Here is a 22929-nt window from a genome sequence, read left to right on the forward strand (position 1 = left end):
CCGCCGGCTCGCTTCCCTTTCGGGGAGCGGGCCGGCGTTTTTTGGCACCTACTTATCGCCGTCGCAGAGCAGGATATGGTACGTCTGGTCAATCAGCGCCCGGTCGTCCATGATGCGCCGGCCTTTGGCCAGTCGGCCCACCGTTACCACTAACTGGTCGCCGCCCTGCACTTTCGAGCGCATGGGTAGCTCGTAGCGCCGGGGCACCTGCGCCGCCGAGGGCGGGGCCACGCCGGGCGTGTTCAGCCAGGTCCGCACGTCGAACTGGTTGAACGCGGCCACCGACGGAAACTGCCGCACCCCGATGGGCCGGTAGCCACGCACGACGATAAACTCCACCATCAGCGTATCGGGGCGGCCAACGGGCAGCGTCAGGCTGCGCAGTTCTGCCAGCGGCTGGCAGTCCTGAAACGGGGCACCGTTGACCACAATGGCCGGGCGGCTCTGGCCCCGGGCGGCAGTGGCCGCTGCCAGCCCACCGGCCAGCAGCACAATTCGCAAGAGTGGGTTCATTGGCAAGGCAGAAGGCGGGCGTACGCCTGCCGGCGGAGCTACCTCCTACGCGTGGCCGGCCCGAATGGCTGGGTTTCGCTCTCGAAATCGTCCCTGCCAACTGCTCCGCGCTGGGAGCGGTTGGCGCCCGCAGGAAATTTGTTATGCATGTTGCAATAATCGGTGATTTTACGTGCCTTGGCGGAATGTTCTCATTCCCAACCCAAAACACCACTTTATGCGCAAGTTTACCCTATACCCCGCCGTGGCTGGCCTGCTGTGGCTGGGCGCCTGCCAAACCCAGGAGGAACAGCTAGTCCGACCCGAGCCGGCCGCCGCGGGGGAAGCGCTGAGCACTGCCGAGCTGGACGCGCAAATCTGGGCCCGGGTGCAGCAAAGCGGCAGCTACGACTGGCGCCAGGCCACCGACCACGTAGTTTGGAGCGCCCTGCAACGCTCCGACCAGGTGCTGAGCGTGGGCTACGCCCCTGCCGGCCATTGCAATCCGAACGAGACGCTACCCGCCAGTGCCGCCGACGATGCAGCTTACGCGCAGGCCCGTGAGCAGGTGCTGGCGCTGATCGTGGCCAGCGAGCAAGCCGCCGAACCGGCCGTGACGGCCCAGAACGTTCTGGTATTTCAGGAAAGCACGTTGCCGGTGCTCACCGTGCGCGTACGGCAGCTGAGCACCGTGCAGCGCCTGCGCCGCTCCGGCCTCGTGCGCTACGCCGAGCCCATGGGTTACGAGCCTTACCACGCCACCGTAGCCAGCCGCACCGCCGCCAGCCTGAGCAGTAGCGGCTGCGGCAACAACGCCGCCACTGCCGGCCTGGCCGCCGGCTCCGACTACGTGGTGCTCAGCAACGGCAGCAAGTCGTCGTGGAACCAGGCCGATACCTACCACGGCATCCGCTCGGTCTGGTCGCAGAGCACCGGCCGTGGCGTCAAGATGGTTATCATCGATACGGGCTCGTCTACCGCGCAGGAAAACCTGGGTTCGGCTTTTAACCAAGGCCTGAGCACGGGCCGCACCATCGAGCGGCTGGTGACGCTACCGCGCAACAGCATCTTCGGCATCCCGTACGGCGACGCCGAAACGCCCAACGACGGCTGCGGCCACGGCACCAGCATGGCCGGGGCAGCCGCCGCGCCCCGCGGCACCGACGGCGCCTCTACAGGCATTGCCTACAACGCCAATCTCATCACCATCCGCGCCGCCGAGGATGTGTTCCTCGATGCCTCGCGCGAGGTGCAGGGCGTGTCCGATGCCTTCACGCTGGCCGCTGGTCGCGCCGATGTGCGCATCATCAGCATGAGCATGGGCCGCGTGACCAGCTCCTCCCAAATGGCCGATGCCATTCGGTACGCCTACGCGCGCGGCAAGCTCATCTTCTGCGCCGCCGGCACCTCCTTCGATTGGTCGGCGGGCTGGGTGGGCGTCATCTTCCCCGCCAGCATGGCCGAGGCCGTGGCGGTGACGGGCGTAAAGGACAACCTCACCACCCGCTGCGACGAGTGCCACGTGGGGGCTGACGTGGAGTTTACGGTGGTCATGCAGCGCACCAGCAATAACCTGCGCCCCCTCTCCCTGGCTATGAGCGGCGACGCGCCCAGCACCGTCGGCGGCTCGTCGGTGTCCACGGCTTCGATGGCGGGCATGGCGGCCGTGGTTTGGAGCCGCTACCCCACCGAAACGCGGGAGCAGATCAAAGCCCGCCTGGTAGCGGCCAGCTCCAACGCCACCAGCCGCGACCCGAACTTCGGCTACGGCCGCGTGAACCTGGCCCGGGCGGTGGGCGCCACTGCCACGCCGCTGCCGTAAAGCAGCTTGCTACAGCAAAGCGCCTCGCCCCGAAGCTTCGGGGCGAGGCGCTTTGCTGTAGCAAGCTCAGACCTTTAGACTAATACCGGGCGCTGATTCAGCGCTTCGAGCATGCGGATGAAGTCCGCCTCCGCCTCGGTGCGCTCATCCGGGTTGAGGTGCTTGGCGCTACCGATCATAAAAGGTGCGTAGACCTGCATGCCGCAGTAAGCCAAGGTGCCCCGCAAAATATGGTTGAGCGTGCTTTCCAGGGTGGGCAACGTGCTGCCGTCCCACAAGTGATTGGGCGTACCCGAGGTCAACGACAGCAGTGCTTTCTTGCCGGCCAGCGCCTTGGTACCACCGTAGGCAAAACCAACGGCCAGCACCCGGTCAATCCATCCTTTGAGAATGGCGGGTACTGAGTGCCACCAAAGCGGAAACTGCAGTAGCAGCAAATCACAGCGCCGCAGCTTTTCCATCTCGGCCTGCACATCGGCCGCAAACGTATCGTTGACCGCGGCGGCGCGCTGCTGGGCCTGCAAATCAAAGAAATCAGCCGCAGCGGGCGGGCTGAAGTCGGCCGGGCCACTGACGGCGGCGAAGCCCTGCCGGTACAGATCGGACACCTCTACCGTATGGCCGGCGGCGGTAAGGACCTCCTCGGCTAAGCGGGCAAGGCGGCCGTTGAAGGACGCTGGCTCGGGATGAGCCAGTACGAGAAGAACGTGCATAACGGGGCAAAAAAAGCCACCGGCTCGTCTTGCGACGACACCGGCGGCGAGATACTTAGCGGAACGTTACTGCGGCAGCTGCAGCCACTTGCGGCGCACGGTCAACTGCTCGGGCGTGGCGTCGGCCGCCATGTCGATGCGGTAGCGGGTGGCCGTGCCAGCCAGCAGCGGGAAGCTCAGCTCGCGGGTCTGCCCGTCGCGCAGCACCAGCAGGCGCACCGTGCTGCCCACCGGGCGGGCCGCCATGGCTTGGTTGAGGTCCGTCGGGGGGCGCATACCGTCCACCGACAGGATTTCGTCGCTCACGTTCAGGCCGCCCTGCCAGGCGCTGCCGTCGCGCAGCACGCTGCTCACCACAGCCCGGCCACCGGCGGCCGATACGGTGGCGCCCAGTGCCGCCGCATCCTGCGCGGCAGCGGAACTCAGGCGCAGGCCGGCGTAGCCCAGGGCGCCCTCGTAGTCGAGGCGCTTGGTGCCGTACACCGACTGACGGAAGAATTCGTCGAAGCGGCGGCCGGCTACTTTAGCCACGGCATCCTGAAACTCCGCGTCGGTGAAGCCGCGGCCCTGCTTTTTGTAATACTGATCGTAGAGGTAGCGCATCACGTCGTCGAGGCTCTTCTGGCCCTTCGTGGCGTTGATGACCATCAGATCGAGCACTGCCCCGATAACCTCGCCCTTGTCGTAGTAGCTGATGGTGGAGTTGGGCGAGTTTTCGTTCGGGCGGTAGTACTTGATCCACGCGTCAAACGAGGCATCCGCCGCCGACTGCACCTTGTTGCCGGGCGTATTTTCGACCCGCGTAATACCGGTAGCCAGCTGATCGAGGTACTGCTGGGGCTTCTGGAAGCCGGCGCGCTGCACGATGAGGTTGGAGAAGTACTCCGTGCCGCCCTCGCTCAGCCAGAGCATACGGGTGTAGTTTTCCTTGTCGTAATCGAACGGCCCCAGCGCGATGGGCCGGATACGCTTCACGTTCCAGAGGTGGAAGTACTCGTGCGCGGCCAGGCCGAGGATGCCGTCGTAGCCGGCGGGCGTGTTGTAGGCGTTGCGCGAGACTTCCAGCGTGGTGGAGAACAAGTGCTCCAGGCCCCCGCCGCCGCGCTCCAGGTTGTGCACGATGAACAGGTAGCGGTCCAGCGGGTTCTGGCCCACCACTTTCTGCGCCGTCTCGCAGATGCGCTTGAAGTCGGCCACCACCCGCTGCTCGTCGTAGTTGGCTTGGCCGTACATAGCAATGCGGTGCGGCGTGCCGCCGGCCTCAAACGACAACACCTTGTGGTTGCCGATTTCGATGGGCGAGTCGGCCAGCTCGTCGTAGTTGCTCGACTGGAACGTGAACGACGGGCCGTTGCCGGCAGGCTTCAGGCTGGTCGACACTTCCTTCCAGCCTTCGAAGGGGCGCACTTCCACCGTCGAGGGCAGTTGCTTCTGGCCGTCGGGGTACATGAATACGCTGGTGCCGTTCAGGTAGCCGTGCGAGGCATCAATGAAGCTCGTGCGCACGCTCAGTTCGTTGGCATACACGCGGTAGCGCACCGTGAAGTCCTTCTGCCCGGCGTGCGTGATGCGCCAGGTATTCTTGTTGATTTTGTCGACGGCCAGGTCTTTGCCTGCGCTCTGCGCCCCGAACGACTCCACGTTCTTGGCAAACTCGCGCACCAAGTACGAGCCCGGCGCCCACACCGGCATTTTTACGTCGGTGGTGCGGCCCGAAAAGCCGCTGAGCTGCATCTCGACTTCGAAGTAGTGCGTTTGCGGGGCGGGCATGGTCAGCACGTAGCGCAGGGTGGGCGCTGCCCAGGCCGGAGCGGCGCCGAGCAGCGCCAGGGAGGCCGTTGCGCCGAGCCGGCGCCATGAGGAGTGAAGCATGTAATCGGTGGGGAGGTGAATGATACCGCTGTAAACCGCGCGGCACGCCACTGACGAGGCTACGGGCGCGGGGCTGCAAAGTAAGCCGGAAAAGTGCCTCGCGCCCACCTCGGCAACACCCGCGGCGGCCCTTGCGTTAGGCAGAATGCCGCCGTTTCACACCACCCGCACGGCTTGGCACGATTATGCGTACCGTCTGGCTCGTGTTTGGCTCCCTGATGACTCTGCTGCTGGGCGTACTGGCCTGGCAAAACCTGCGCCCCAATGCCCCCGTGCCCGCCTCCGGCGACCTGCCGCCCGTGCGCGCGGTGGTGTACCGCGCTACCCTGCCCCACCACGCCGCCAACGACCGCGGCGACGAGGTAGTGCGTACGGCGCTGCGCCAGCTCGGCAAAGCGTACTGCTACGCCGGCACCACGCCCGAGGGCGGCTTCGACTGCTCTGGCTTTTTAACCTACGTCTACAGCCAGTTCGGCATCAATGTGCCGCACTCCTCCGCCCTCCAATACCAAACCGGCACGGCCATACCGCGCGCCCAGGCCCGCAAGGGCGACCTGATCATCTTTACCGGCACGGCCCAGGACGCCGCCACCCCAGGCCACGCGGGCATCGTCATTTCCGAGCCGGGCCAGCCGTTGCGCTTCGTGCATTCATCCTCCTCCAAGCGCGACCCAGGCGTAAAAATCAGCCAGGTGGACGGCACCGACTACGAACGGCGCTTCCTCGGCATCCGCCGCGTGCTCTGAAACCATAACGCCCAGACCAGCACAGCTGCACCGGCCGTCATTGCGAGCAACGCGAACCGGAGGTCGACGTAGTCAAGCAATCCTTCCTCTCGCGGCACAAACGGTACAAACAGCACCGTCCGACACCACAGACGCTGGTTCCGGACGGTGCGGCTCATTTGGTCGGCACGCTGTACAGGACCGATTGCTTCGTCCTTCGTCCTCGCAATGACGGCCAGTTGAGCCGCGGCTTAACCGAAGCGCGTAGAAACAGCGAAGCCCGGCTTCCTTCACAGGGAGCCGGGCTTCTAATCCTGGGGCCATCTTACCAAGCGACCGGCCACCGGGGATACCGGTGCGGCCATCTTAGTTCAGACCTGCCGTAATGCAGGGAAACATACGCTCCCCCGCGACACTTGAGTGTTACGCGCGTTCGGCGGTGAAGCGAACGACATTACTCAGGCTTGGCAGGATGGATTTGGGACTATCAGACATTTTGTACCTCCTTTCTTTTTGATGAAACATCTCCCGCGGGGGCGCTACCAACAACTTAGGTCCGCTGGCCGGGGCTGAAGCACTCGCTTCGGTTACTAAAGTTATATCTGGTACGAATGGTTCAAAATAAAAAGCCGGTTTTTTTTAGCCCTGACCGGGTTTTTCCGCCAGCTATTTGATTTTCAGCACTATTATTTTTAGCCACCCCATCCTACCGCCCCTTTGCTCCCGAGCTTGGTACGTTACTTGATTTAGTGGCGGCGCGTCGTTTGTTGCGGCGTCAAGTTGCTTTTGTATATTTTCCGCCACCAACCTCATTCCCATACCCTCCTACTCATGAAAAGACTCCTCCTGTGCCTCGTCGTGTTGCTCGGCCTGGCCGGTGCGGCCTCCGCCCAAAGCCTCTCGCCGCTGGGCGTGTGGACCAACAGCGAGAAGAAAGCGACGTTCGAGATTTACAAGTGCGGCGATAAGCTGTGCGGCAAAATCGTGACGCTGGCCGTGCCCAACGACCCGGCTACGGGCAAACCCAAAACCGACAGCCAGAACCCCGATCCGAAGCTGCGCAACCGCCCGCGCATGGGCCTCGTGTTTATGCGCGACTTCGAGTACGACGGCGACAATAAGTGGGACGATGGCAAAATCTACGACCCCGAAAACGGCAAAGAGTACTCCTGCTACATGAAAATGCTCAACGCCAACACGATGGAGGTAAAAGGCTACATCGGCTTTTCCCTCATCGGCCGCTCGCAGACGTGGACGCGCGTGAAATAGCCCTCGGCATCGGCTGAGACGCTAGCGGCCTGCCCCGACGATGGGGCAGGCCGCTTTTTTGTGCCCGTTGAACGGGAATGGCCCGGCTTGTGTACTTTAGGGCAATAGCCCAAACGTTTTCCCTTTGTTTTTTCTGCGTTACCTGCTCCTGCCGCTGCTCCTCCTGCTTGGCGCTCCGGCGGCCCGTGCTCAAACCGGTGCACCCGATGCCCCGCCCCTCGGCGTGTGGACGGACGAGCAAGGCGAAACCCAAGTAGAGCTGTACCGCTGCGGCGAACAGCTCTGCGGCCGCATTGTGCAGCTGCTGCACGGCACCGATGCCGAGGGCAAGCCCCGCCTCGACGTGCACAACCCCGACCCGAAACGGCGCACCCAGCCGCACGTGGGCCTGACCATCATTCAGGATTTGCACTTCAACCCCGACGAAAAGCGCTGGGACGGCGGCCAGATCTACGACCCGGACAACGGCCGGACCTACTCCTGCTACGTGCGTCCGCTGACGGGCGACCGGCTGGAAGTCAAAGGCTACATCGGGTTTGCCCTCGTGGGCCGCGCGCAAGTGTGGAAACGCGTGCGTTAATGGCCGTTGCTACCGCGGCTTCCCGCGAAACTATTTTGCCAAGCCCGTGTTTTCCGGCTGTCTGCCCACGTTACTTGGCCATTGTTACAGTTTCTCCGACGCCTATTCAAGGGGCAAAAGCCCGATGCCGACTGGCAGCCGCTGCAGCGCTCCGCCGCGGAGCAGCGCGCCTACGCGCAATGGGTAGCTGATGAGGTGTACCGCAACTGGCTCGGTCCCTACTTCAAAGCCTACCATTACTGCAAAGCCGGCTTGCCGCCCTGCCACGGCGGCCTGCGCGTGCAGCGCCTGGAGTCCTGCGGGCAGCACGGCGCCCTGCTGCTGTACGATGCGGGCATCGGCGTAAGCAATTTCCGCCACCTGTTTGACCTGCTTCGCGACCGGACGCAGGCTTTGGGCTACCACCTGGCGGCCTCTGATGTGCGGACGCGGCAGCACCCGCGCTATCAGGAAACCATTGCCAAGCACTTTCTGAAGCCCACCCCACACGACTGCCCCGAAACCGGCCGCTGCCAGCAGCGCTTCGGCACGGTAACTATCGATTTGGTTAGCCTGAACGGCAAGCCCGGGTTTATCCGCCTCGTGTGCAATCCGATTCAGGACGAGATGTTCTGCCCGGCGTTTTCCTTTGACGAGTTCATGAACGCCCTTTTTAACGTTTCGTCCCCGGCGGCCGCTCCGGTTTCGTCCGGCAAGTAACTTCCACCACCAACAAAAGCGCCGCTGCACAATTGCAGCGGCGCTTTTGTTGGTGGTGAGCCTATTCTATCATTCCTTCACGAAGCGCGTCGCGCTGCTCATCGAGCCGTCGGCTTGCTGCAGCCGCAGCAGGTACAGGCCGGCTTTGAGCTGGTCGACCCGGAGTTGGCGGTCGGCGGCTTTCAACGCCTGGCGCAACACCACGCGGCCGGTCGCGTCGGTTACTTCGGCCGTGCGGGCACCGCGGAGCTGCTCGGGCAGGAACAGCACGTCCTGACAGGGATTGGGGTACAGGCTGAAGGTCACAGTGGGTTGCCCCTGGTGCGCAGCCAGTACGATGGTATTGTCGCGGGTGGCGGTACTGCCTTCATCCAGCACCCATTGATTAGGGTCGACGGTGATGCTGACAACGGTTTGGTCAGCTGGCACGGGTACGGAAAAGTCGGTGGTAGCCTGGGTCTGACGCAGGCGCACCAGCTGGCTTTGCCCCGAAGCATACACCACGTTGTAATCAACTTCGGTATCGAAAAAAGGCGTCACGGCGGGCATGGACACGGTTTCGGCGACGCGCAGGTATAGGCTGGTGCCCACTTGGTTCCAGCGCACCGCAAACGTGGGAAATCCTTCGCCCCGCCACCACTGATCAAAGAAATACTGCAACGAGCGTCCGGCCTCCTGCTCAAAAATGCGCTGCAGATCGGGTGTGCGGGCGGTGCGGCCGCCGTAGGTAGCTTGATAAGTGCGCAGGGCCCGGAAGAACTTGATGTCGTCGTTGAGCAGGTAGCGCAGCATGTGAATCACCGTAGCCCCCTTCTTATAGCTTAGCCGCGTGCTGAAAATGCGCCCGACGTTGGTGGTATCGGGCACGCGCACCGAGCCGCCGGGGGCCAGCACGTACGTCCGCGAGCTGGGGTCATACACGTTTTTGGCCGAAAAATGCGCCTGATCCATCCACTGACGGGCAGCGGTAGCCGACGCAAATCGTTCCAGCGACATGTACTCGCCGTAGGAGGCAAAGCTCTCGTTCAACCAGATGTCTTCCCAGGAGCCGCAGGTCACATTATCTCCGAACCACTGGTGAAACAGCTCGTGGGCCGTCAGGGTAAACTCAAAACCATCCTGCGTGGTCATGGTCTGGTGTTCCATGCCGCCATTGATGGGTGCCATGCAATGGCCGTACTTCTCGTTGGCAAACGGGTAGAGCCCGACTAGTGCCGAGTAGTTCTCGATAAAGCCGGGCGTACGGTCGATTTCCGCCCGAAAATCATTCAGAAACTGCTGGTTGTAGACGTAGTTGACAATGGCAATGCGCGGCCCGCCCACGGGGTTGGCGTAATTCACGTACTCCACGTACGGCGCCACGGCCACCGAAATCAGGTAGTAATCGATGGGGCTGCGCCCGTGCCATTCGTAGCGGCTGCGGTTGCCGGGCAGCGCCGTGACGCGGCGCAACACCCCATTGGAACCCACTCTGTTGGGGTTGGTAGTAGTAACCCAAACCGTTGAGGAGTCCGCTTTGTCGGTGAGCACCTGCTTGACGGGAAACCACTCGTGGGCGCTGTAGGGCTCCGACAGGCTCCAGGTCACGTTCACGCCGTAGTCGGTATCGGTATCGAGGGCGTTGCCGATGGCGGCCGTATTGCCGTGGGGCGCGGTACCGCGGTAGTAAATGCGCGCCTCGAACACGGAGCCGGCGGGCACGGCCTGCGGCAGGGCGGCCGTCACGTCGCTGCCGGCGCGGCGCCAGCCGGGGCTACGCCGGCCGGCCACCACGATGGAGTCGATGAAATAGCCCCAGTTGTTGGCCGCGTCGCGGTTGAAGAGTTCAAATGCCATCGAATCGAGCGGCTGCCCCGACACGTTGCGCGCCCGGATCAGCCCCGAACCGCTTACGTCGCGCGAATTATTTTCCAGGGCAATGTCCAGCTTGTAGTACTGTACATCGTAGCGGTCCATTTTCTGGCGGTGCCACACGGTGGTAGCGGGCTGGCGTAGCGCGGCGCTGGTGTGGGCCCGGGCGCAGCGCTGCGCCCCCGCCTCCAGGTCATCAACTGACAGGCGCACCGGCTGCTGCGCCATGGCGGCTCCGCTGAGCAGCAGGCCGGCCGTCAAACTGTAAAAAAGTCGCATAAAAATCGGGGAGAATGGGCGGGAAGAGCCCCAAGCCAATGGGCGGGGTTCCGGATGCAAGGTAGAGCGTAGATCGGCAACCCGAAACGCCAGGAGGCGTGCCAAAGCGGCTGATTCCGTTGTATCTTAGCATACGAGGCAAACCGCCCAAACGCCGATCGGGCCGGTAACTCAGCCATATTCTCCAGTTCCTCTTCTATGCGCCCACACCTCTACTTACGCTGGCTCCTTCCCTGCTTGCTGTGGCTACTAGCCGCGCCGGCCCGCGCCACCCACATTGTGGGCGGCGAGCTGGACATGCAGTACCAAAACGGCGACAACTACCGCCTGACGCTCACGCTGTACTTCGACGCCATCAACGGCAGCAGCGGCGCGCTCGACAACGACGCAACGGCCGGCATCTTCGAGCGCGGCACCAACCGGCACATCCGCAACCTGACGCTGCCACTCACGCAGAACGCCTTCGTGCCGTACACCAGTGTGGCCTGCACCATCGGCTCGCTCAGTACCCGCAAGCTCACCTACTCCAGCTTCCTGAACTTACCGGCGGGCGAGTTCAACAGCCCCAACGGGTACTACGTGGCCGTGGAGCGCTGCTGCCGCAACGGGGTCATCAGCAACATTGTGGCCCCGGGCGACGCCGCCCAGACGTACTACCTGGAGTTTCCGGCCGTGGTGCGTAACGGGCAGCCGTTGCGCAATTCCACCCCGCGCATTTTCCCGCCCCTGAGCGACTACGCTTGCGTGGGAGAGCTGTTCTACTTTGATTTCGGGGGCCAGGATGCCGACGGCGACTCGCTGGTGTACGACATGATTACGCCGCTGAACGGGCACGCGAATACGGTGGACCCGCGCCCGACGCAGCCGTTATCGGCGCCTTATTCGACGGTGACGTGGCTGGGCGGCCTGAGCCAGACCAATCAGATGCCCGGCTCGCCCACGCTATCGGTGGGCCGGCAGAGCGGCCGCCTCACGGTGCGGCCCACCCGCCAGGGCCTGTTCGTGTTCGGGGTGCGCTGCTCGGAATACCGCCGCGGCGTAAAGATCGGCGAAACGCGCCGCGACTTCCAGCTGCTGGTCATTGCCTGCCCGCGCAACCAGGCCCCCGCCATGGTGGTGCGCCCTCCCGGCCCGGGCCGCACGGCCTACCAGCCCGGCCGCGATACGCTGCACCTGCTGGCGGGCCAGAACCGCTGCCTGAGCCTGAGCTTCACCGACCCAGACCCGACCTCGCAGCTGCAACTGGAGCTGCGGGCCGTCAACTTTCCGCAGGCCATGGTGCCGACGCCGACCATCCGGCAGGGCACCGTGCGCGGCCCCGGCGTGCCGGATACGATTACCTCCACGGTGTGCTTTCCGGAGTGCTTCAACTCGCGCGGCCGGGTGTTTCTGCTCGACATCATCGTGGCCGACAATGGCTGCTCGCTGCCCAAGCGCGACACGGTGCGGGTAGCCTTCACGGCCCAGGCCCCGCCCAACCAGCCGCCGACGCTGGCCTTACTGTCGCCGCCGACGCGCTTTCCGCTTTCGGCGCGGGTGGGCGACGTGGTGCAGCTGGATCTGGAAGGCCTCGACGTGGACCTGGATGCCGTAAGCCTGGAGCTGACTGGCCGCGGCTTCACCCCGGCTTCGGTGGGGGCACAATTGGCGGTGGTCAGCACGGCGCCGGGCCGCACGGTGGCCCGCCTCACGTGGCGCGTCGACTGCCGAGCAGTGGCCCGGGGCCTGCACGAGTTTGAGGTGGTAGCGGCGGCCAACCCCTGCCAGGAGCGGCAAACCAGCACGGTACTGGTCATTCCGGTACAGGTCGATTACCGCAACGCCGCCCCGGTGCTCACCAGCTCGTTTCCGCCGGCTGCCGCCGATCCGGCGGCCCCGCCCGTGGTGGTGCGCCTGCCGCTGGGCGGGGTGTACGATGCCACGCTCGCCGGCCGCGATGCGGACCTGGATAACCTCACCCTCACGGCAGCCGGGGCCAACTTCGACCTGGCGGCCATGGGCATGAGCATGCGCAGCACCAACGGCGCTGGCTCAGCCGCGGGCACCTTCCGGTGGCAGGCCACCTGCGACGCGGTGTACCGTGGCCCGCTCGACGTGACGTTTACCCTCGTCGACGCCACCTGCGCGCCCGTGCCGCAGCAGCGCGTGGTGCGCTTCGAAGTGCAGCCGCCCGTGGTACCAGACTTTCTGCCGCCCAACGTATTTACGCCCAACGCGGATAGCCTCAACGACTATTTTGAGCTGACCAACCTGCCCCCGGACTTCTGCGCCTCGCGCTTTGCGTCCGTCAAAATCTTCTCGCGCTGGGGCAATGAGGTTTACCGCTCCACCAACCGCTCGTTCCGCTGGAACGGCAAGGGCGTATCGGAAGGCGTGTACTACTACCTGGTGGAGTACACCGACGAGCGGAAATTCCGCGGCACGGTAACGGTGCTGCCTCGCTAGCGCGGCAGCCCAGGATTCACATAGCGAAAGGGGCGCCGGGCAGTACTGCCCGGCGCCCCTTGTGTTGGTTGCCCATCGATTCGGCTGCTTGGCGCTGCCGTGCTCTTAAAACAAGAACAGGAAGACCATGAACAGCAGCACCCACAGGGCATCGATGAAGTGCCAGTAGATGCCCAGCAGGCGCAGCTGCATGCGCCGGTAGGGGTTGCGGATGAATACCAGCGTGCGCACACCGTCGCGGGCGGCGTAGGCGGTGCGGCCCAGCAATACCCCGAGGAAAATCATGCCGCCCAGCAGGTGCACCACGTGCAGGGCCGAAATCAGGTAGACGTAAGTACCCGATGCCTCGCCCGTCCAGAACACGCCCTGCTGGTTTAGCTCGCGCCAGCCCAGTACCTGCAGCCCGGCAAAAATGCAGCCCAGCAACAGCGTGGAACCCAGGCAGCGCGCCAGGCCCGGCACATCGTCGGCGCGGTAGAGGGCCGGAGCTTGCGCCAGCACGTAGCTGCTGAGCATGAGCACCACCGTGCCGAGCGAAAACCAGCGCGGAAAGGGGTGCGGGCTGCCGGTGCCGCCCAGGTCGGCGCGGTGCCGCAGGTAGAGCACCACCAGCACCCCAAACAGCACCGTGATGCCGGCCAGGCTCAGGTACAACATCATCACCAGCGGCGGCACCCGCTCGATGCGGGTAAAGGCCGGCGTGGGCCGGCCCGCTCCTACTTTATCCTTGCGTTCCTTGTCTGAATTCATGACCGTGGGGGCAGCAGCTGCTACCGCCCAACAACAACTGCCAACCCGCTGAATGGTTGGCCCGCTGGCCCGGTAACGCCTTCTAGCAAGGTACGCAAAAACGATGGGTAGAGACAGGGGAAATGGCGCTTTTTCGGCGGCAAAAATTTACCCCCGGAAAAACGAACCTATCTTGCCCAGCACCGCGTTTAGCGTGATTTTTGGCCCGCGGCCGGCCCCAAACGTTACCCAGGTTTTACCTCCCACGCGCAGGTCGAGCACCAGCCCGAGGCGGCGCATCAGGTCATTGAGCTGCTGCAGCGGATCGGGCCCTTTCGGCCCTTTGGGCTGGCGCGGGTCTTTGGGCTTGTTGGCGCCGGTCAGCTCGTCGAGCACCTGGGCCGAGGGCAGGTTCAGAATCAGGTAAGTGCCGGAAGCGGCCAGCTGAAGGTTGTGCCCGTTCCAGGTGATGACCAGCTGCGCGTCGATTTCCAGCGCCTTAGCCACCGATACCGGGGTTGGAGGCGGGCGGCAGCTGGCCCGAAGCGGGTTTTTCGCCTTTGGTGCGGATGCGCAAGGAGCCGTTGAGGCGCCAGGTGGTCGGCGCGCCGGCGGGGTTTTGCGGGTTGGGCATTTGCAGTTCCATCTGCTCGAAGGTGCAGGCCAGCTCGACACCGCCCGAAAGCTTGGAGAGCAGCGAAGCGGCCATGTCGGCCCAGTTGGAGGAAGGTTGGGTGGAATCAGCCATAACGTAGCGGCAAAAAGGTGAAAAGGCGCAATCGGGCCGCAAGAAAGCAATGCCGCCCGATTCCTCCATACGTAGCCTGCGCCCGGGCGGTGCAGCACCCCGACAGGAGCTTTTGCGTATGCAGCTTCGGCAGCCCGGCTGCCCGCCTCATTCTGTGCCTTACCTATGCCGCATTCCTTTCGTCCCCGCCAGTGGGGTTTTCTGCTGGCCCTGGGCCTGCTCAGCGCCTGCACCCGCCCCGACTCTGCCACACCGCCCGTCGCCGTTCCCGCCGCCGACTCGGCAGCCCGGACAGCGGCTCCGGCCGCGCCACCCGTGGCCGCCGGCCCCGTCGATTGTGCCCATCCCTTTGGGCTGACCGACGGCGCGGAGCTGACGTACCAGCTGCTCAACGAAAAAAACAAGCCCGAAGGCCTGCAGGTACTGAAAGTGGCGAGCATCACCCCCCACGAGGCCGCCAAAAAAGCGCCGGCTTATACCGAAGTCCTGCTCAAAAGCAGCCTCTACGACGCCAGCAACCGCCTGCAGCGCAACGACGAATACGTGTACCAGTGCCGCCAGGACACGGTGTTCACCGACGGCCGCCTGCTCCTCGACCCGGGGCTGCTTCGCTCCTTCCGCGACCGGCGCTTCGCCTTCGAGCCCATTCACCTGCCTTGGCCGAATCAGCCCACCGCGGGCCCACTGCCCGGCGGCAAGCTCACCGTGCAGGTCAGCAGCCCCAGCGTCGATATTGCCCAGGTCGTCACCAGCGTATCGGAGCGCAAGCTCAGCGGCCCGCAAAGCGTGACGACGCCCGCCGGCACTTTTCAGTGCTACAAAGTAGAGTCGCGCTACGAGTACGTGACGCAGGCCCGCAGCGACATGGCCCGCCGCTCGGTTAAGCGCGTGGTCGACTTCTACGCGCCCGGCGTGGGCATTGTGCGCACCGAAATGCGCGACGCCGACGGCGAGCCGGACCACGTAGCGGAGCTCATCAAGCGCACGGCCGGTACCGCGCGCTAACTCCCGCTGAATGCGTAAGTTTGGGAAGGTTTGTCCCCTTACTCTCTCGCATGAAACGCTCTTTACTTGCCCTCACGGCCGCCGTAGCGCTGCTGACTGCCTGCCAGCAGCAGGCCGGTACTGAAACCGCCGCCGCGGCCACACCCGCTGCCGAAAAGGCCCCTGCCCCTGCGGGCGGCCAAACCTACGGCGCGGCCGTAACCGAGGACGGTGCCCAGCCCATGTCGGCGCTGGCTACGACCCTTGGCACACAGGATTCGGCCAAGGTGAAGCTCGTCGGGCAAATCACCGACGTGTGCCAGGCCAAGGGCTGCTGGATGAAGATGCAGACCGCCGACGGCAAGGAAATGCGGGTACGCTTTAAGGATTACGCCTTCTTCGTGCCCAAGGACGTGAAGGGCAAAACGGTCGTCGTGGACGGCTGGGCCCACCGCGAGGAAGTGCCCGTGGCCGACCTGCAGCACTACGCCAAGGACGCCGGCAAGTCGGAGAAGGAAGTGGCCGCCATCACCCAGCCCGAGCAGCAGGTCAACTTTATGGCCGACGGCGTGCTCATTAAGGACTAATCACGGATTTAGACGGATTAGTCGGATTGCACGGATTGTGCGGACGCTTGTCGTCCAGCGTAGCAGTGCCACGGCTTTGAGCCGTGGCACTGCTGTTTTTACCCCAATCCATCGGCTGTAGGAGCCAGAGCCATCAAGCTTCTTTTGCACTGATTGGCAGCCGCTTGCCCTCCGGCATCCAGCTCACACTTCGGGCAATTGCCGCCGGCTAGTATTTTTAGCCAGCCGGATGGGGTTGCTTCCCCGTCGCACCGACGCCGGCCTTTTCCCGCCCTGCCTTCCATGACCGACTTATTTGCCGTCCAGGATAAAATCCGCGCCCTGACCGAGCGCCTACACTACCTCAACCACCAGTATTACCAGAACGACGTGTCGGAGGTGTCGGACCAGGAGTTCGACGCCATGCTGCGCGAGCTGCAGGAGTTGGAGCGGCAGTACCCCGAGTACGCCCAGCTCAACTCCCCCACCCAGCGCGTGGGCGGCACCGTCACCAAGCAGTTTCCGACGCAGGAGCACCGCTTTCCGATGCTCAGCTTGGCCAATACCTACTCCGAAGCCGACTTGCGCGAATTCGACGAGCGGGTGCAGCGCGGCCTGGAAGGCGCCGGGTACGAGTACGTCTGCGAGCTGAAGTTCGACGGCGTGGCCATGTCCTTGCGCTACGAAAACGGCCAGCTCACCCAGGGCGTGACCCGCGGCGACGGCACCCGCGGCGACGTGGTCACCAGCAACGTACGCACCATCAAGACCTTGCCGCTGTCTTTGCGCACCAATCAGGACGCCCCCGCCATTCCGGCCGACTTCGAGGTGCGCGGCGAGATATTCATGCCGCTGGGCGTGTTCAACGACCTGAACGCCGAGCGGGAGCAAAACGGCGAGCCGCTGCTGGCCAACCCGCGCAACGCCGCCTCGGGCACCCTCAAGCTGCAGGACTCGGCCATGGTGGCCGCCCGCCGCCTGCGCTTCTACGCCTACAGCTACCTCAGCCCCCGCCGCGACTTCCCCACCCACAGCGCCACCCTGGAAGCGCTGAAAACCTGGGGCTTGCCCGTATCGGACACCTGGCGCAAGGCCTCATCCATCGAGGGCGTGCTGGAGTTCATCCACTATTGGGAAAAGCGCCGTTTCGAGCTGCCCGTGGCCACCGACGGCATCGTGATTAAGGTGGATGACCTACGCCAGCAGGAGCTGCTGGGCTTCACGGCCAAGAGCCCGCGCTGGGCCATTGCCTACAAGTACCCCGCCGAAGCCGGCCGCACCCGCCTCAACGAAATCATCTACCAGGTGGGCCGCACCGGCGCCGTGACGCCCGTGGCCCTGCTCGACCCCGTGCCGCTGGCCGGCACCGTTGTCAAGCGTGCCTCGGTGCACAACGCCAACCAGATTGCCGCGCTGGATTTGCGCCTGGGCGACATGGTATTCGTGGAAAAGGGCGGCGAAATCATTCCCAAAATCACCGGCGTCGACCTGCTGGCCCGCCCCGCCGATGCCGTCCCGATTGTATACCCTACCAACTGCCCGGCCTGCGGCACCCCGCTGGTGCGCCCCGAGGGCGAGGCCCACTACCGCTGCCCCAACGAGCGGGGCTGCGCGCCCCAGCTCAAAAGCAAGCTGGAGCACTACGTCTCGCGCAAGGCCCTGAACATTGACGGCCTCGGCGCCGAAACCGTGGGCCGCTTCTTCGACCTGGGCCTGGTGCGCGACGCGGCCGACCTCTACGACCTGCCCCAGCGCCGCGACGAGCTGGTGAACCTGGAGCGCCTGGGCGAGAAATCGGTGCAGCGCATGTTTGCCGGCCTGGAGCAGAGCAAGGAAGTGGCCTTCGACCGGGTGCTCTTCGGCCTGGGCATCCGCTACGTGGGCGAGACGGTGGCCGAAAAGCTGGCCGCACACTACCGCCGCATCGACCCCATCCTCAATGCCTCGGTGGAAGAGCTGGCCGCCGTACCCGAAGTGGGCGGCGTCATTGCTGAAAGCGTGGCCGCCTGGGCTCAGGACGCCGCCAACCGCCAGCTGGTGGAGCGCCTGAAAGCCGCCGGCGTGCAGATGGAGTTAGTAGGCGAGGCGCCGCAGCCGCTCAGCGACCGGCTCAATGGGCTCACGTTCGTGTTATCGGGCGTGTTCGAGCAGCACTCCCGGGAGGAGCTGGAGCAGGTCATCGTGCGCAACGGCGGCAAGGTCACGGGCTCCATCAGCAAGAAGCTGAGCTACTTGGTGGCCGGCGACAAGATGGGCCCGGCCAAACGCGAAAAGGCCACGGCCCTGAACGTGCCCATCATCGGCGAGACGGACCTGCTGGCCATGGTATCGGACGGCGGGCTGTAAGTCTCACGTCTAGCCTAGACCACAAAAAGCCCGGCTGCGCGCAGCCGGGCTTTTTATTTGCCAAAATCAACCGCCCAAGTCGGGGTTGTCGGTGCCACCGCCACCGCCCGTACCACCGCCACCGGTACCGCCGCCACCTGGCCCACTGCAATACACAGGCGTGTTGTAGCCCTCGGCCATGCCGTCGAGGTAGCCGTTCCAGTAATCCCGTTGCTCATCCGTCATCGGGTAGTTGAAGGATGATTCGATGTGTCCACGGTAGTACCAATACCTTTCCACAAAAAGGTCACCATCGATGCACTTGTTCTGTTCGGTTTCGCGCTTGCCGTTGGCGTAGCCTTCCTGGTAATCGATGTAGGAGCGGCGCATGCTCACTTCGGATCTGGTACCGCTCAGCGGCACGGCCGAAGAGGCGCTGCCGACCGCCAGGGCAGCAGCGAGGGTGAAAAACTTCAGCAACTGTTTCATAAGGCTTAAAAAATGAAGGGTTAATGACAGTTGCCAATGTAGCCTTCCCGCTTGTTTATCAAATACTTGCCACCTCCACTAACTCGTTTATCATTAATATTCAAGCAGATAAAATTTATCCTATATTGAAATAGTATTGCCTGCCTGGTTAAACCATAGGGTGCTAAGGCCTTGACCCTTCCGCGCCTGCCAGGGCGTGCAATAATTTTAACCTAGCCCGGCACGTTATGGCCGGCGCGCGTTGTTTACCTTGCCAGCGCGTCACCAGACTTTTCAGCGTAGCGATGAAACAGCTTCTACCCTTCTTGTGCGGCCTGGCCCTTGCCACGAGCGTAGCGTCGGCGCATGCCCAAACAGCTCCTACTGCGACGCCTCAGCAAACCCAACAGCTGCTGACCAAGCCCGGCGTTGTCCTGCTCGACGTGCGCACGCCCACCGAGTTTGCCGCCGGCCACCTGCGGGGCGCCCGCAACGTGAATTTCCTGTCCACGGATTTTGCCGACCAGGTCGCCAAGCTCGACCCCGGCGCCACCTACGTGCTCTACTGCAAGTCCGGCAACCGCTCTTCCCAGGCCATTGCCTTGATGCAGCAGAAAGGCTTCAAACAACTCTTCAACGCCGGTGGCTTCGAAGCGCTGAAGGCCGGGGGCCTGACGGCGGAGTAAGCCTGCATGGAAATCCGCTTCTCGCCCGGTCGCTGGGTCGGCAATCAGTGGGCGTGCATCAGCATTACCCCGCCCGCGGCGTATCACTACCACGTGTTCAAGCCGTTGCTAGCTTACTTAGCCTCGACTTACGGATTCGAATTGCCCCGCATTGCGCCCATGCTCGACGGCTACGCCGCCGATTTCTGTCTGCTGGGCTCCGAAGCCACCCTGCAAGCCGACAACTGGGATGTGTCGCTGGCTTTTGAGCAGGACGCGGTGCGCGACCAGGTGCTGGCGCATCTGCAAAGCCAGCCCACCGGTTTTCTGCTCAACTAAATTTCCGCTCATCAAAAAAGCCCCGGCTGCGCGTGCAGCCGGGGCTTTTCCGTTTTAAGTCAATCGGCCCTATTTGCCGTCGAAGCTGTTGACGATGCTGTTGTGCAGGGTCTTGGGGCTCCAGTAGCCGGAGGCGATGATGCGGCGGATGGTAAACAGCGGGTCCTGCTGGTCACGCTTCTCGGCCAGCACGAAGGCGGCCACCATGCCGCGCTTCTTCAGCTCCGGAATGGCCTCGGGGTTCCACAGGCCGAAGGGGTAAGCGAAGTAGTTGATTTTCTTGCCGGTAATTTCTTCCAGCGTTTTGGTGGGCTTCTCGATCTGCGTTTCCCAGTCCTTGCCCTGGTATTTCTTCACATTGTGGTGGTCCCAGGTGTGCGAGCCGATGATGTTGCCCTCGTCGGAGAGCTGCTTCACCTGCGCCTTGCTCATGTAGTTCGGGCGGCCCAAGGACACGGTCATCACGAAGTACACCGCCTTGTAGCCGTACTTGTCCAGCGTGGGCTTGGCCACGGTGAACTGGTCGAGGTCGGTGTCGTCGAAGGTGAGCATCACCGGCTTTGAGGGCAGCTTGGCGCCGGTGGTCAGGTAGGCGTAGAGCTGGTCGGGCAGAATGGTGTGGTAACCCGAGTCGGCCAGCATCTTGATCTGGGCCTTGAACTGCTCCACCGGCACAATGTAGTCCTTAGCACCCTTGGAGTCCTTGGCGCGCCAGTCGCGGATCTGGTGGTAGCACAGGATGGGCACCTGCGGACGGGCCAGGATGGCGGCGGCATTGCCTACGGCCGAAGCCGGGATGCTGCTCGGGTCGGGAGCCGTGGTGGTGACGTCGGCGGGCGTGGCGGCTTTTTCCTCGGCGGCCGTGGCAGCGGCGCCCGACATGGCTTCGGCCGCGGCAGCCGGGTTTTCAGCTTCGGTAGCCGAAGCCTTTTCAGTGTTGCAGGACGACACGGCGAGGCCGGCGGCTAGAGCGGCGGTGCCTAGCAGAAAAGAGGAAAAACGATGCGACATGCGGGGAAGAGGCGGCCAACGCGGCCTGAAAGGAGGAAATCGAGCCAAGGAACCGGCCAAAGCCTGACGCTTTCGTACCTTCGCGCGGCCGGTTCTTCCCACAAAACTAACGGATTCGGCCCCTCATGCACAAACTTCACGGCACCGGCGTAGCGTTGGTTACGCCCTTCTCCCCCACCGATTTCTCCGTTGATTACGCTGCCCTGCGGCGTTTGCTCGATTTTGTCATCGACGGCGGCGTGGAATACATCGTCATCAACGGCACCACGGCCGAGTCGCCGACCACGACCACGGAGGAAAAAGCAGAGATTCTGCGCGTGGCCAAAGAACACGTAGCCGGCCGCGTGCCGCTGGTCTACGGCATCGGGGGCAACGACACGGCCGCCGTGGAGCGCACCATCCGCAGCACCGATCTGGAAGGCATTACGGCCATTCTGTCGGCCTCGCCTTACTACAACAAGCCCACGCAGCGCGGCATCGTGGCCCACTACCAACGCCTGGCCGACGCGGCCCCGGTGCCGGTGCTGCTCTACAACGTGCCCGGCCGCACGGCCTCCAACATCAGCGCCGAAACCACCCTCACGCTGGCCCAACATCCGAACATCATCGGCACGAAGGAAGCCAGCGGCAACGTGGAGCAATGCATGCAGATTGCCGCCGGCAAGCCCACCGACTTTCTGCTCATCTCCGGCGACGACATGCTCACCACCCCGCTCATCAGCTTCGGCGGCGTGGGCATCATCTCGGTACTGGCCAACGCCTTCCCGCGCAAGTTCTCCGACATGACCCGCCACGCCCTGGCCGGCGACTACGCCGCGGCTTCGAAGCTGCTGTTTGAACTGTTGCCGCTGAACCCGCTGATGTACGAAGAGGCCAACCCCGTGGGCGTGAAAGTCGCGCTGGAGCTGCTGGAAGTAATTCCCGGCGCCGTGCGCCTGCCGCTGCTGGAGGCTTCGGAAGGGCTGAAAGCGCGCATCAAGGCGTTGCTGTAGCCTGCTTCATCATCCTGAGCAACGCCAAGGACCTTCTCTCTACCAAACGAGTCGTTGTTACGACAGTCGTTCCGGCGAGGGAAGGTCCTTCGCGTTGCTCAGGATGACAGGATAACAATCCTTACCAGCCGCTGGCCAACACGTCGGCCACGTGCAGCGTGCGTAGCGGCAGCTTTTCCTTGCGGATGTAGGCGTCCAGGTGCATCAGGCAGCTCGTGTCGGTGCTTACCACGTACTGCGCGCCGGTGGCCAGCGCGTGCTCTACTTTCTGCTGAGCCATGGCCACCGAAATCGGCTCGAACTTCACGGCGAAGGTGCCGCCGAAGCCGCAGCAGGTTTCGGTTTCGGCCATTTCCAGGCGCTCCAGGCCCGTTACGGCGTCGAGCAGCTGGCGCGGCTCCTCGCGGATGTGGCACTCGCGCAGGGCCGAGCAGGAGTCGTGGTAGGTGTACTTGCCCGCCAGCTGCGCCTTTGGGATGCTGGTGACGCCGAGCACGCCCACCAGGAATTCGGTGAATTCGAACACCCGGCGCTGCAGGGCCGGAAACTCGTTGCAGCGCGGCGAATCGGCCAGCAGCTCGCCGTAGTGGTTGCGCACCATGCCCACGCACGAGGCCGAAGGGCCCACCACGTAGCGCTCGGCGGGGCCGGCAAAATCGGTGAGAAACTTCTCGGCCACCTGCTGGCTTTCCTGGCGGTAGCCGGCGTTGTAGGCGGGCTGGCCGCAGCAGGTTTGCGCGGGGTTGTAGTTTACCTGGCAGCCGACGGATTCCAACACCTTCACCATATTCATGGCGGTGTCAGGGAACAGCTGATCGACAAAGCAGGGCACGAAGAGGTCAACGAGGGCGGCGGGCATGGCGAAGGGGCTTGGGCATCGGCCGGGCAAACAGCTGTTTGCGACCGGCGTACGCGAAAATCACGAGAAGAACAAACGAGACAAGACTGCCGATTTGATTCTGTAAGGTAGAGTGCCGAAGCTGGATAAGCTCCTGCCCATCGGCCGTTAGCTGGTAAATAACGACTTCTGAGGCGGCCGGATCAACATCAAAACGGGCGAAGACCCGGGCAGCCGTCCGCAACTGCTGCGCCAGACTGGCCTGCCGGCTGGGCGGGAATGACGACTCCGGCCCCAGATAACCGCTCAACACGTAGGGCACACCTTCCAACCGTAGCTGTAGTATTACTTTGCGGCTGCGCCCCTGCGGCTCAAAGCTGACCTGCTCAACGCGCCCCATTGCCTGCTGCAACTCATCGGGCGTGCGGCGGCCCCGGTAGCCCAGCAGCACGGTGGCGTACCCCAGAATCAGCAGCAACATGATCAGCACCCACCGCCGCCGTTGGTCATTGGTCAC

23 protein-coding genes are annotated in these 22929 nt (G+C 63.8%); 12 read left to right on the top strand and 11 right to left on the bottom strand.

What is annotated here, in order from left to right; genetic code table 11:
• Window positions 1–48: 48 nt before the first annotated feature.
• The gene (locus B0919_RS04575; protein WP_078011041.1) at window positions 49–513 is read right to left on the bottom strand and encodes a hypothetical protein; all 465 of its coding nucleotides are present in this window, start codon (window positions 511–513) and stop codon (window positions 49–51) included.
• Between the two features lie 217 nt (window positions 514–730).
• Here B0919_RS04575 and B0919_RS04580 point away from each other — a divergent pair, with 217 nt between their 5' ends.
• Window positions 731–2314 (top strand): S8 family peptidase, encoded by a 1584-nt coding sequence (locus B0919_RS04580; RefSeq protein ID WP_078011042.1) that lies wholly within the window; start codon window positions 731–733, stop codon window positions 2312–2314.
• A gap of 74 nt (window positions 2315–2388) precedes the next feature.
• Here the strand turns inward: B0919_RS04580 and B0919_RS04585 are convergent, their stop codons facing one another.
• On the bottom strand, window positions 2389–3027 hold the full coding sequence (locus B0919_RS04585; RefSeq protein ID WP_078011043.1) for an NAD(P)H-dependent oxidoreductase: 639 nt from the start codon (window positions 3025–3027) through the stop codon (window positions 2389–2391).
• Between the two features lie 66 nt (window positions 3028–3093).
• Window positions 3094–4899, bottom strand: a complete 1806-nt coding sequence (locus B0919_RS04590; protein WP_078011389.1) for a M61 family metallopeptidase — start codon at window positions 4897–4899, stop codon at window positions 3094–3096.
• Window positions 4900–5084: 185 nt separating this feature from the next.
• Between B0919_RS04590 and B0919_RS04595 the strand changes: the two genes are divergently transcribed.
• From B0919_RS04595 to B0919_RS04610, 4 genes are all read left to right on the top strand, one after another.
• On the top strand, window positions 5085–5645 hold the full coding sequence (locus tag B0919_RS04595; RefSeq protein ID WP_078011044.1) for a C40 family peptidase: 561 nt from the start codon (window positions 5085–5087) through the stop codon (window positions 5643–5645).
• An 810-nt stretch (window positions 5646–6455) separates the two neighbouring features.
• Window positions 6456–6893, top strand: a complete 438-nt coding sequence (locus B0919_RS04600) for a DUF2147 domain-containing protein (protein WP_078011045.1) — start codon at window positions 6456–6458, stop codon at window positions 6891–6893.
• Window positions 6894–7017: 124 nt separating this feature from the next.
• Window positions 7018–7473, top strand: a complete 456-nt coding sequence (locus B0919_RS04605; RefSeq protein ID WP_254846481.1) for a DUF2147 domain-containing protein — start codon at window positions 7018–7020, stop codon at window positions 7471–7473.
• Window positions 7474–7554: 81 nt separating this feature from the next.
• Window positions 7555–8172 (top strand): hypothetical protein, encoded by a 618-nt coding sequence (locus B0919_RS04610; RefSeq protein ID WP_078011046.1) that lies wholly within the window; start codon window positions 7555–7557, stop codon window positions 8170–8172.
• A gap of 69 nt (window positions 8173–8241) precedes the next feature.
• Here B0919_RS04610 and B0919_RS04615 read toward each other — a convergent pair whose 3' ends face one another.
• A complete protein-coding gene (locus B0919_RS04615; protein ID WP_078011047.1) occupies window positions 8242–10302 on the bottom strand; it encodes a M1 family aminopeptidase in 2061 nt (686 codons plus the stop codon).
• A gap of 198 nt (window positions 10303–10500) precedes the next feature.
• Here B0919_RS04615 and B0919_RS04620 point away from each other — a divergent pair, with 198 nt between their 5' ends.
• Window positions 10501–12747, top strand: coding sequence for a gliding motility-associated C-terminal domain-containing protein (locus B0919_RS04620; RefSeq protein WP_078011048.1), 2247 nt, complete (start codon window positions 10501–10503; stop codon window positions 12745–12747).
• A 105-nt stretch (window positions 12748–12852) separates the two neighbouring features.
• Here B0919_RS04620 and B0919_RS04625 read toward each other — a convergent pair whose 3' ends face one another.
• The 3 genes from B0919_RS04625 to B0919_RS04635 form a co-directional block, all read right to left on the bottom strand.
• Window positions 12853–13497 carry a heme-copper oxidase subunit III gene (locus B0919_RS04625; protein WP_078011049.1) on the bottom strand — a complete coding sequence of 215 codons (645 nt, stop codon included), beginning with the start codon at window positions 13495–13497 and terminating at the stop codon, window positions 12853–12855.
• A 147-nt stretch (window positions 13498–13644) separates the two neighbouring features.
• Entirely contained in the window at window positions 13645–13983 is a 339-nt protein-coding gene (locus B0919_RS04630) for a hypothetical protein (protein ID WP_078011050.1), read from the bottom strand.
• Window positions 13976–14224 carry a hypothetical protein gene (locus B0919_RS04635; RefSeq protein ID WP_078011051.1) on the bottom strand — a complete coding sequence of 83 codons (249 nt, stop codon included), beginning with the start codon at window positions 14222–14224 and terminating at the stop codon, window positions 13976–13978. Before B0919_RS04635 ends, B0919_RS04630 begins: the two co-directional genes overlap by 8 nt.
• Window positions 14225–14389: 165 nt before the next feature.
• Between B0919_RS04635 and B0919_RS04640 the strand changes: the two genes are divergently transcribed.
• The 3 genes from B0919_RS04640 (at window position 14390) to ligA (ending at window position 18120) form a co-directional block, all read left to right on the top strand.
• Window positions 14390–15229: a hypothetical protein gene (locus B0919_RS04640; RefSeq protein ID WP_078011052.1), complete on the top strand. Its 840-nt coding sequence runs from the start codon at window positions 14390–14392 to the stop codon at window positions 15227–15229.
• 50 nt (window positions 15230–15279) lie between these two features.
• Entirely contained in the window at window positions 15280–15795 is a 516-nt protein-coding gene (locus B0919_RS04645) for a DUF4920 domain-containing protein (RefSeq protein ID WP_078011053.1), read from the top strand.
• A gap of 282 nt (window positions 15796–16077) precedes the next feature.
• Window positions 16078–18120 carry an NAD-dependent DNA ligase LigA gene (gene ligA / locus B0919_RS04650; protein ID WP_078011054.1) on the top strand — a complete coding sequence of 681 codons (2043 nt, stop codon included), beginning with the start codon at window positions 16078–16080 and terminating at the stop codon, window positions 18118–18120.
• A 66-nt stretch (window positions 18121–18186) separates the two neighbouring features.
• On the opposite strand, the gene B0919_RS04655 is transcribed toward ligA, so the two are convergent.
• A complete protein-coding gene (locus tag B0919_RS04655; RefSeq protein ID WP_078011055.1) occupies window positions 18187–18588 on the bottom strand; it encodes a hypothetical protein in 402 nt (133 codons plus the stop codon).
• A 284-nt stretch (window positions 18589–18872) separates the two neighbouring features.
• On the opposite strand from B0919_RS04655, the gene B0919_RS04660 reads away from it, so the two are divergent.
• Both B0919_RS04660 and B0919_RS04665 read left to right on the top strand, forming a co-directional pair.
• Window positions 18873–19253, top strand: a complete 381-nt coding sequence (locus B0919_RS04660; RefSeq protein WP_176132852.1) for a rhodanese-like domain-containing protein — start codon at window positions 18873–18875, stop codon at window positions 19251–19253.
• A gap of 6 nt (window positions 19254–19259) precedes the next feature.
• Complete coding sequence (locus B0919_RS04665) at window positions 19260–19571, top strand: hypothetical protein (protein WP_078011057.1); 312 nt, start codon at window positions 19260–19262, stop codon at window positions 19569–19571.
• 69 nt (window positions 19572–19640) lie between these two features.
• Here B0919_RS04665 and B0919_RS04670 read toward each other — a convergent pair whose 3' ends face one another.
• Entirely contained in the window at window positions 19641–20582 is a 942-nt protein-coding gene (locus B0919_RS04670; RefSeq protein WP_078011058.1) for a polysaccharide deacetylase family protein, read from the bottom strand.
• 125 nt (window positions 20583–20707) lie between these two features.
• On the opposite strand from B0919_RS04670, the gene dapA reads away from it, so the two are divergent.
• A complete protein-coding gene (gene dapA, locus B0919_RS04675; protein WP_078011059.1) occupies window positions 20708–21574 on the top strand; it encodes a 4-hydroxy-tetrahydrodipicolinate synthase in 867 nt (288 codons plus the stop codon).
• 121 nt (window positions 21575–21695) lie between these two features.
• On the opposite strand, the gene B0919_RS04680 is transcribed toward dapA, so the two are convergent.
• Window positions 21696–22433, bottom strand: a complete 738-nt coding sequence (locus B0919_RS04680) for a (Fe-S)-binding protein (protein ID WP_078011060.1) — start codon at window positions 22431–22433, stop codon at window positions 21696–21698.
• Window positions 22414–22929, bottom strand: coding sequence for a hypothetical protein (locus tag B0919_RS04685; RefSeq protein ID WP_078011061.1), 516 nt, complete (start codon window positions 22927–22929; stop codon window positions 22414–22416). Before B0919_RS04685 ends, B0919_RS04680 begins: the two co-directional genes overlap by 20 nt.

Origin of the sequence: Hymenobacter sp. CRA2, assembly GCF_002007105.1 — a bacterium.
Classification (GTDB): domain Bacteria; phylum Bacteroidota; class Bacteroidia; order Cytophagales; family Hymenobacteraceae; genus Solirubrum.

What these genes read in the sequence shown, in the direction of transcription:
- B0919_RS04575 (WP_078011041.1), bottom strand. Translation starts at nt 513, where the DNA reads ATGAACCCACTCTTGCGAATTGTGCTGCTGGCCGGTGGGCTGGCAGCG.
- B0919_RS04665 (WP_078011057.1), top strand. Translation starts at nt 19,260, where the DNA reads ATGGAAATCCGCTTCTCGCCCGGTCGCTGGGTCGGCAATCAGTGGGCG.
- B0919_RS04615 (WP_078011047.1), bottom strand. Translation starts at nt 10,302, where the DNA reads ATGCGACTTTTTTACAGTTTGACGGCCGGCCTGCTGCTCAGCGGAGCC.
- B0919_RS04620 (WP_078011048.1), top strand. Translation starts at nt 10,501, where the DNA reads ATGCGCCCACACCTCTACTTACGCTGGCTCCTTCCCTGCTTGCTGTGG.
- dapA (WP_078011059.1), top strand. Translation starts at nt 20,708, where the DNA reads ATGCACAAACTTCACGGCACCGGCGTAGCGTTGGTTACGCCCTTCTCC.
- ligA (WP_078011054.1), top strand. Translation starts at nt 16,078, where the DNA reads ATGACCGACTTATTTGCCGTCCAGGATAAAATCCGCGCCCTGACCGAG.
- B0919_RS04680 (WP_078011060.1), bottom strand. Translation starts at nt 22,433, where the DNA reads ATGCCCGCCGCCCTCGTTGACCTCTTCGTGCCCTGCTTTGTCGATCAG.
- B0919_RS04595 (WP_078011044.1), top strand. Translation starts at nt 5,085, where the DNA reads ATGCGTACCGTCTGGCTCGTGTTTGGCTCCCTGATGACTCTGCTGCTG.
- B0919_RS04635 (WP_078011051.1), bottom strand. Translation starts at nt 14,224, where the DNA reads ATGGCTGATTCCACCCAACCTTCCTCCAACTGGGCCGACATGGCCGCT.
- B0919_RS04660 (WP_176132852.1), top strand. Translation starts at nt 18,873, where the DNA reads ATGAAACAGCTTCTACCCTTCTTGTGCGGCCTGGCCCTTGCCACGAGC.
- B0919_RS04580 (WP_078011042.1), top strand. Translation starts at nt 731, where the DNA reads ATGCGCAAGTTTACCCTATACCCCGCCGTGGCTGGCCTGCTGTGGCTG.
- B0919_RS04645 (WP_078011053.1), top strand. Translation starts at nt 15,280, where the DNA reads ATGAAACGCTCTTTACTTGCCCTCACGGCCGCCGTAGCGCTGCTGACT.
- B0919_RS04585 (WP_078011043.1), bottom strand. Translation starts at nt 3,027, where the DNA reads ATGCACGTTCTTCTCGTACTGGCTCATCCCGAGCCAGCGTCCTTCAAC.
- B0919_RS04640 (WP_078011052.1), top strand. Translation starts at nt 14,390, where the DNA reads ATGCCGCATTCCTTTCGTCCCCGCCAGTGGGGTTTTCTGCTGGCCCTG.
- B0919_RS04600 (WP_078011045.1), top strand. Translation starts at nt 6,456, where the DNA reads ATGAAAAGACTCCTCCTGTGCCTCGTCGTGTTGCTCGGCCTGGCCGGT.
- B0919_RS04655 (WP_078011055.1), bottom strand. Translation starts at nt 18,588, where the DNA reads ATGAAACAGTTGCTGAAGTTTTTCACCCTCGCTGCTGCCCTGGCGGTC.
- B0919_RS04670 (WP_078011058.1), bottom strand. Translation starts at nt 20,582, where the DNA reads ATGTCGCATCGTTTTTCCTCTTTTCTGCTAGGCACCGCCGCTCTAGCC.
- B0919_RS04590 (WP_078011389.1), bottom strand. Translation starts at nt 4,899, where the DNA reads ATGCTTCACTCCTCATGGCGCCGGCTCGGCGCAACGGCCTCCCTGGCG.
- B0919_RS04625 (WP_078011049.1), bottom strand. Translation starts at nt 13,497, where the DNA reads ATGAATTCAGACAAGGAACGCAAGGATAAAGTAGGAGCGGGCCGGCCC.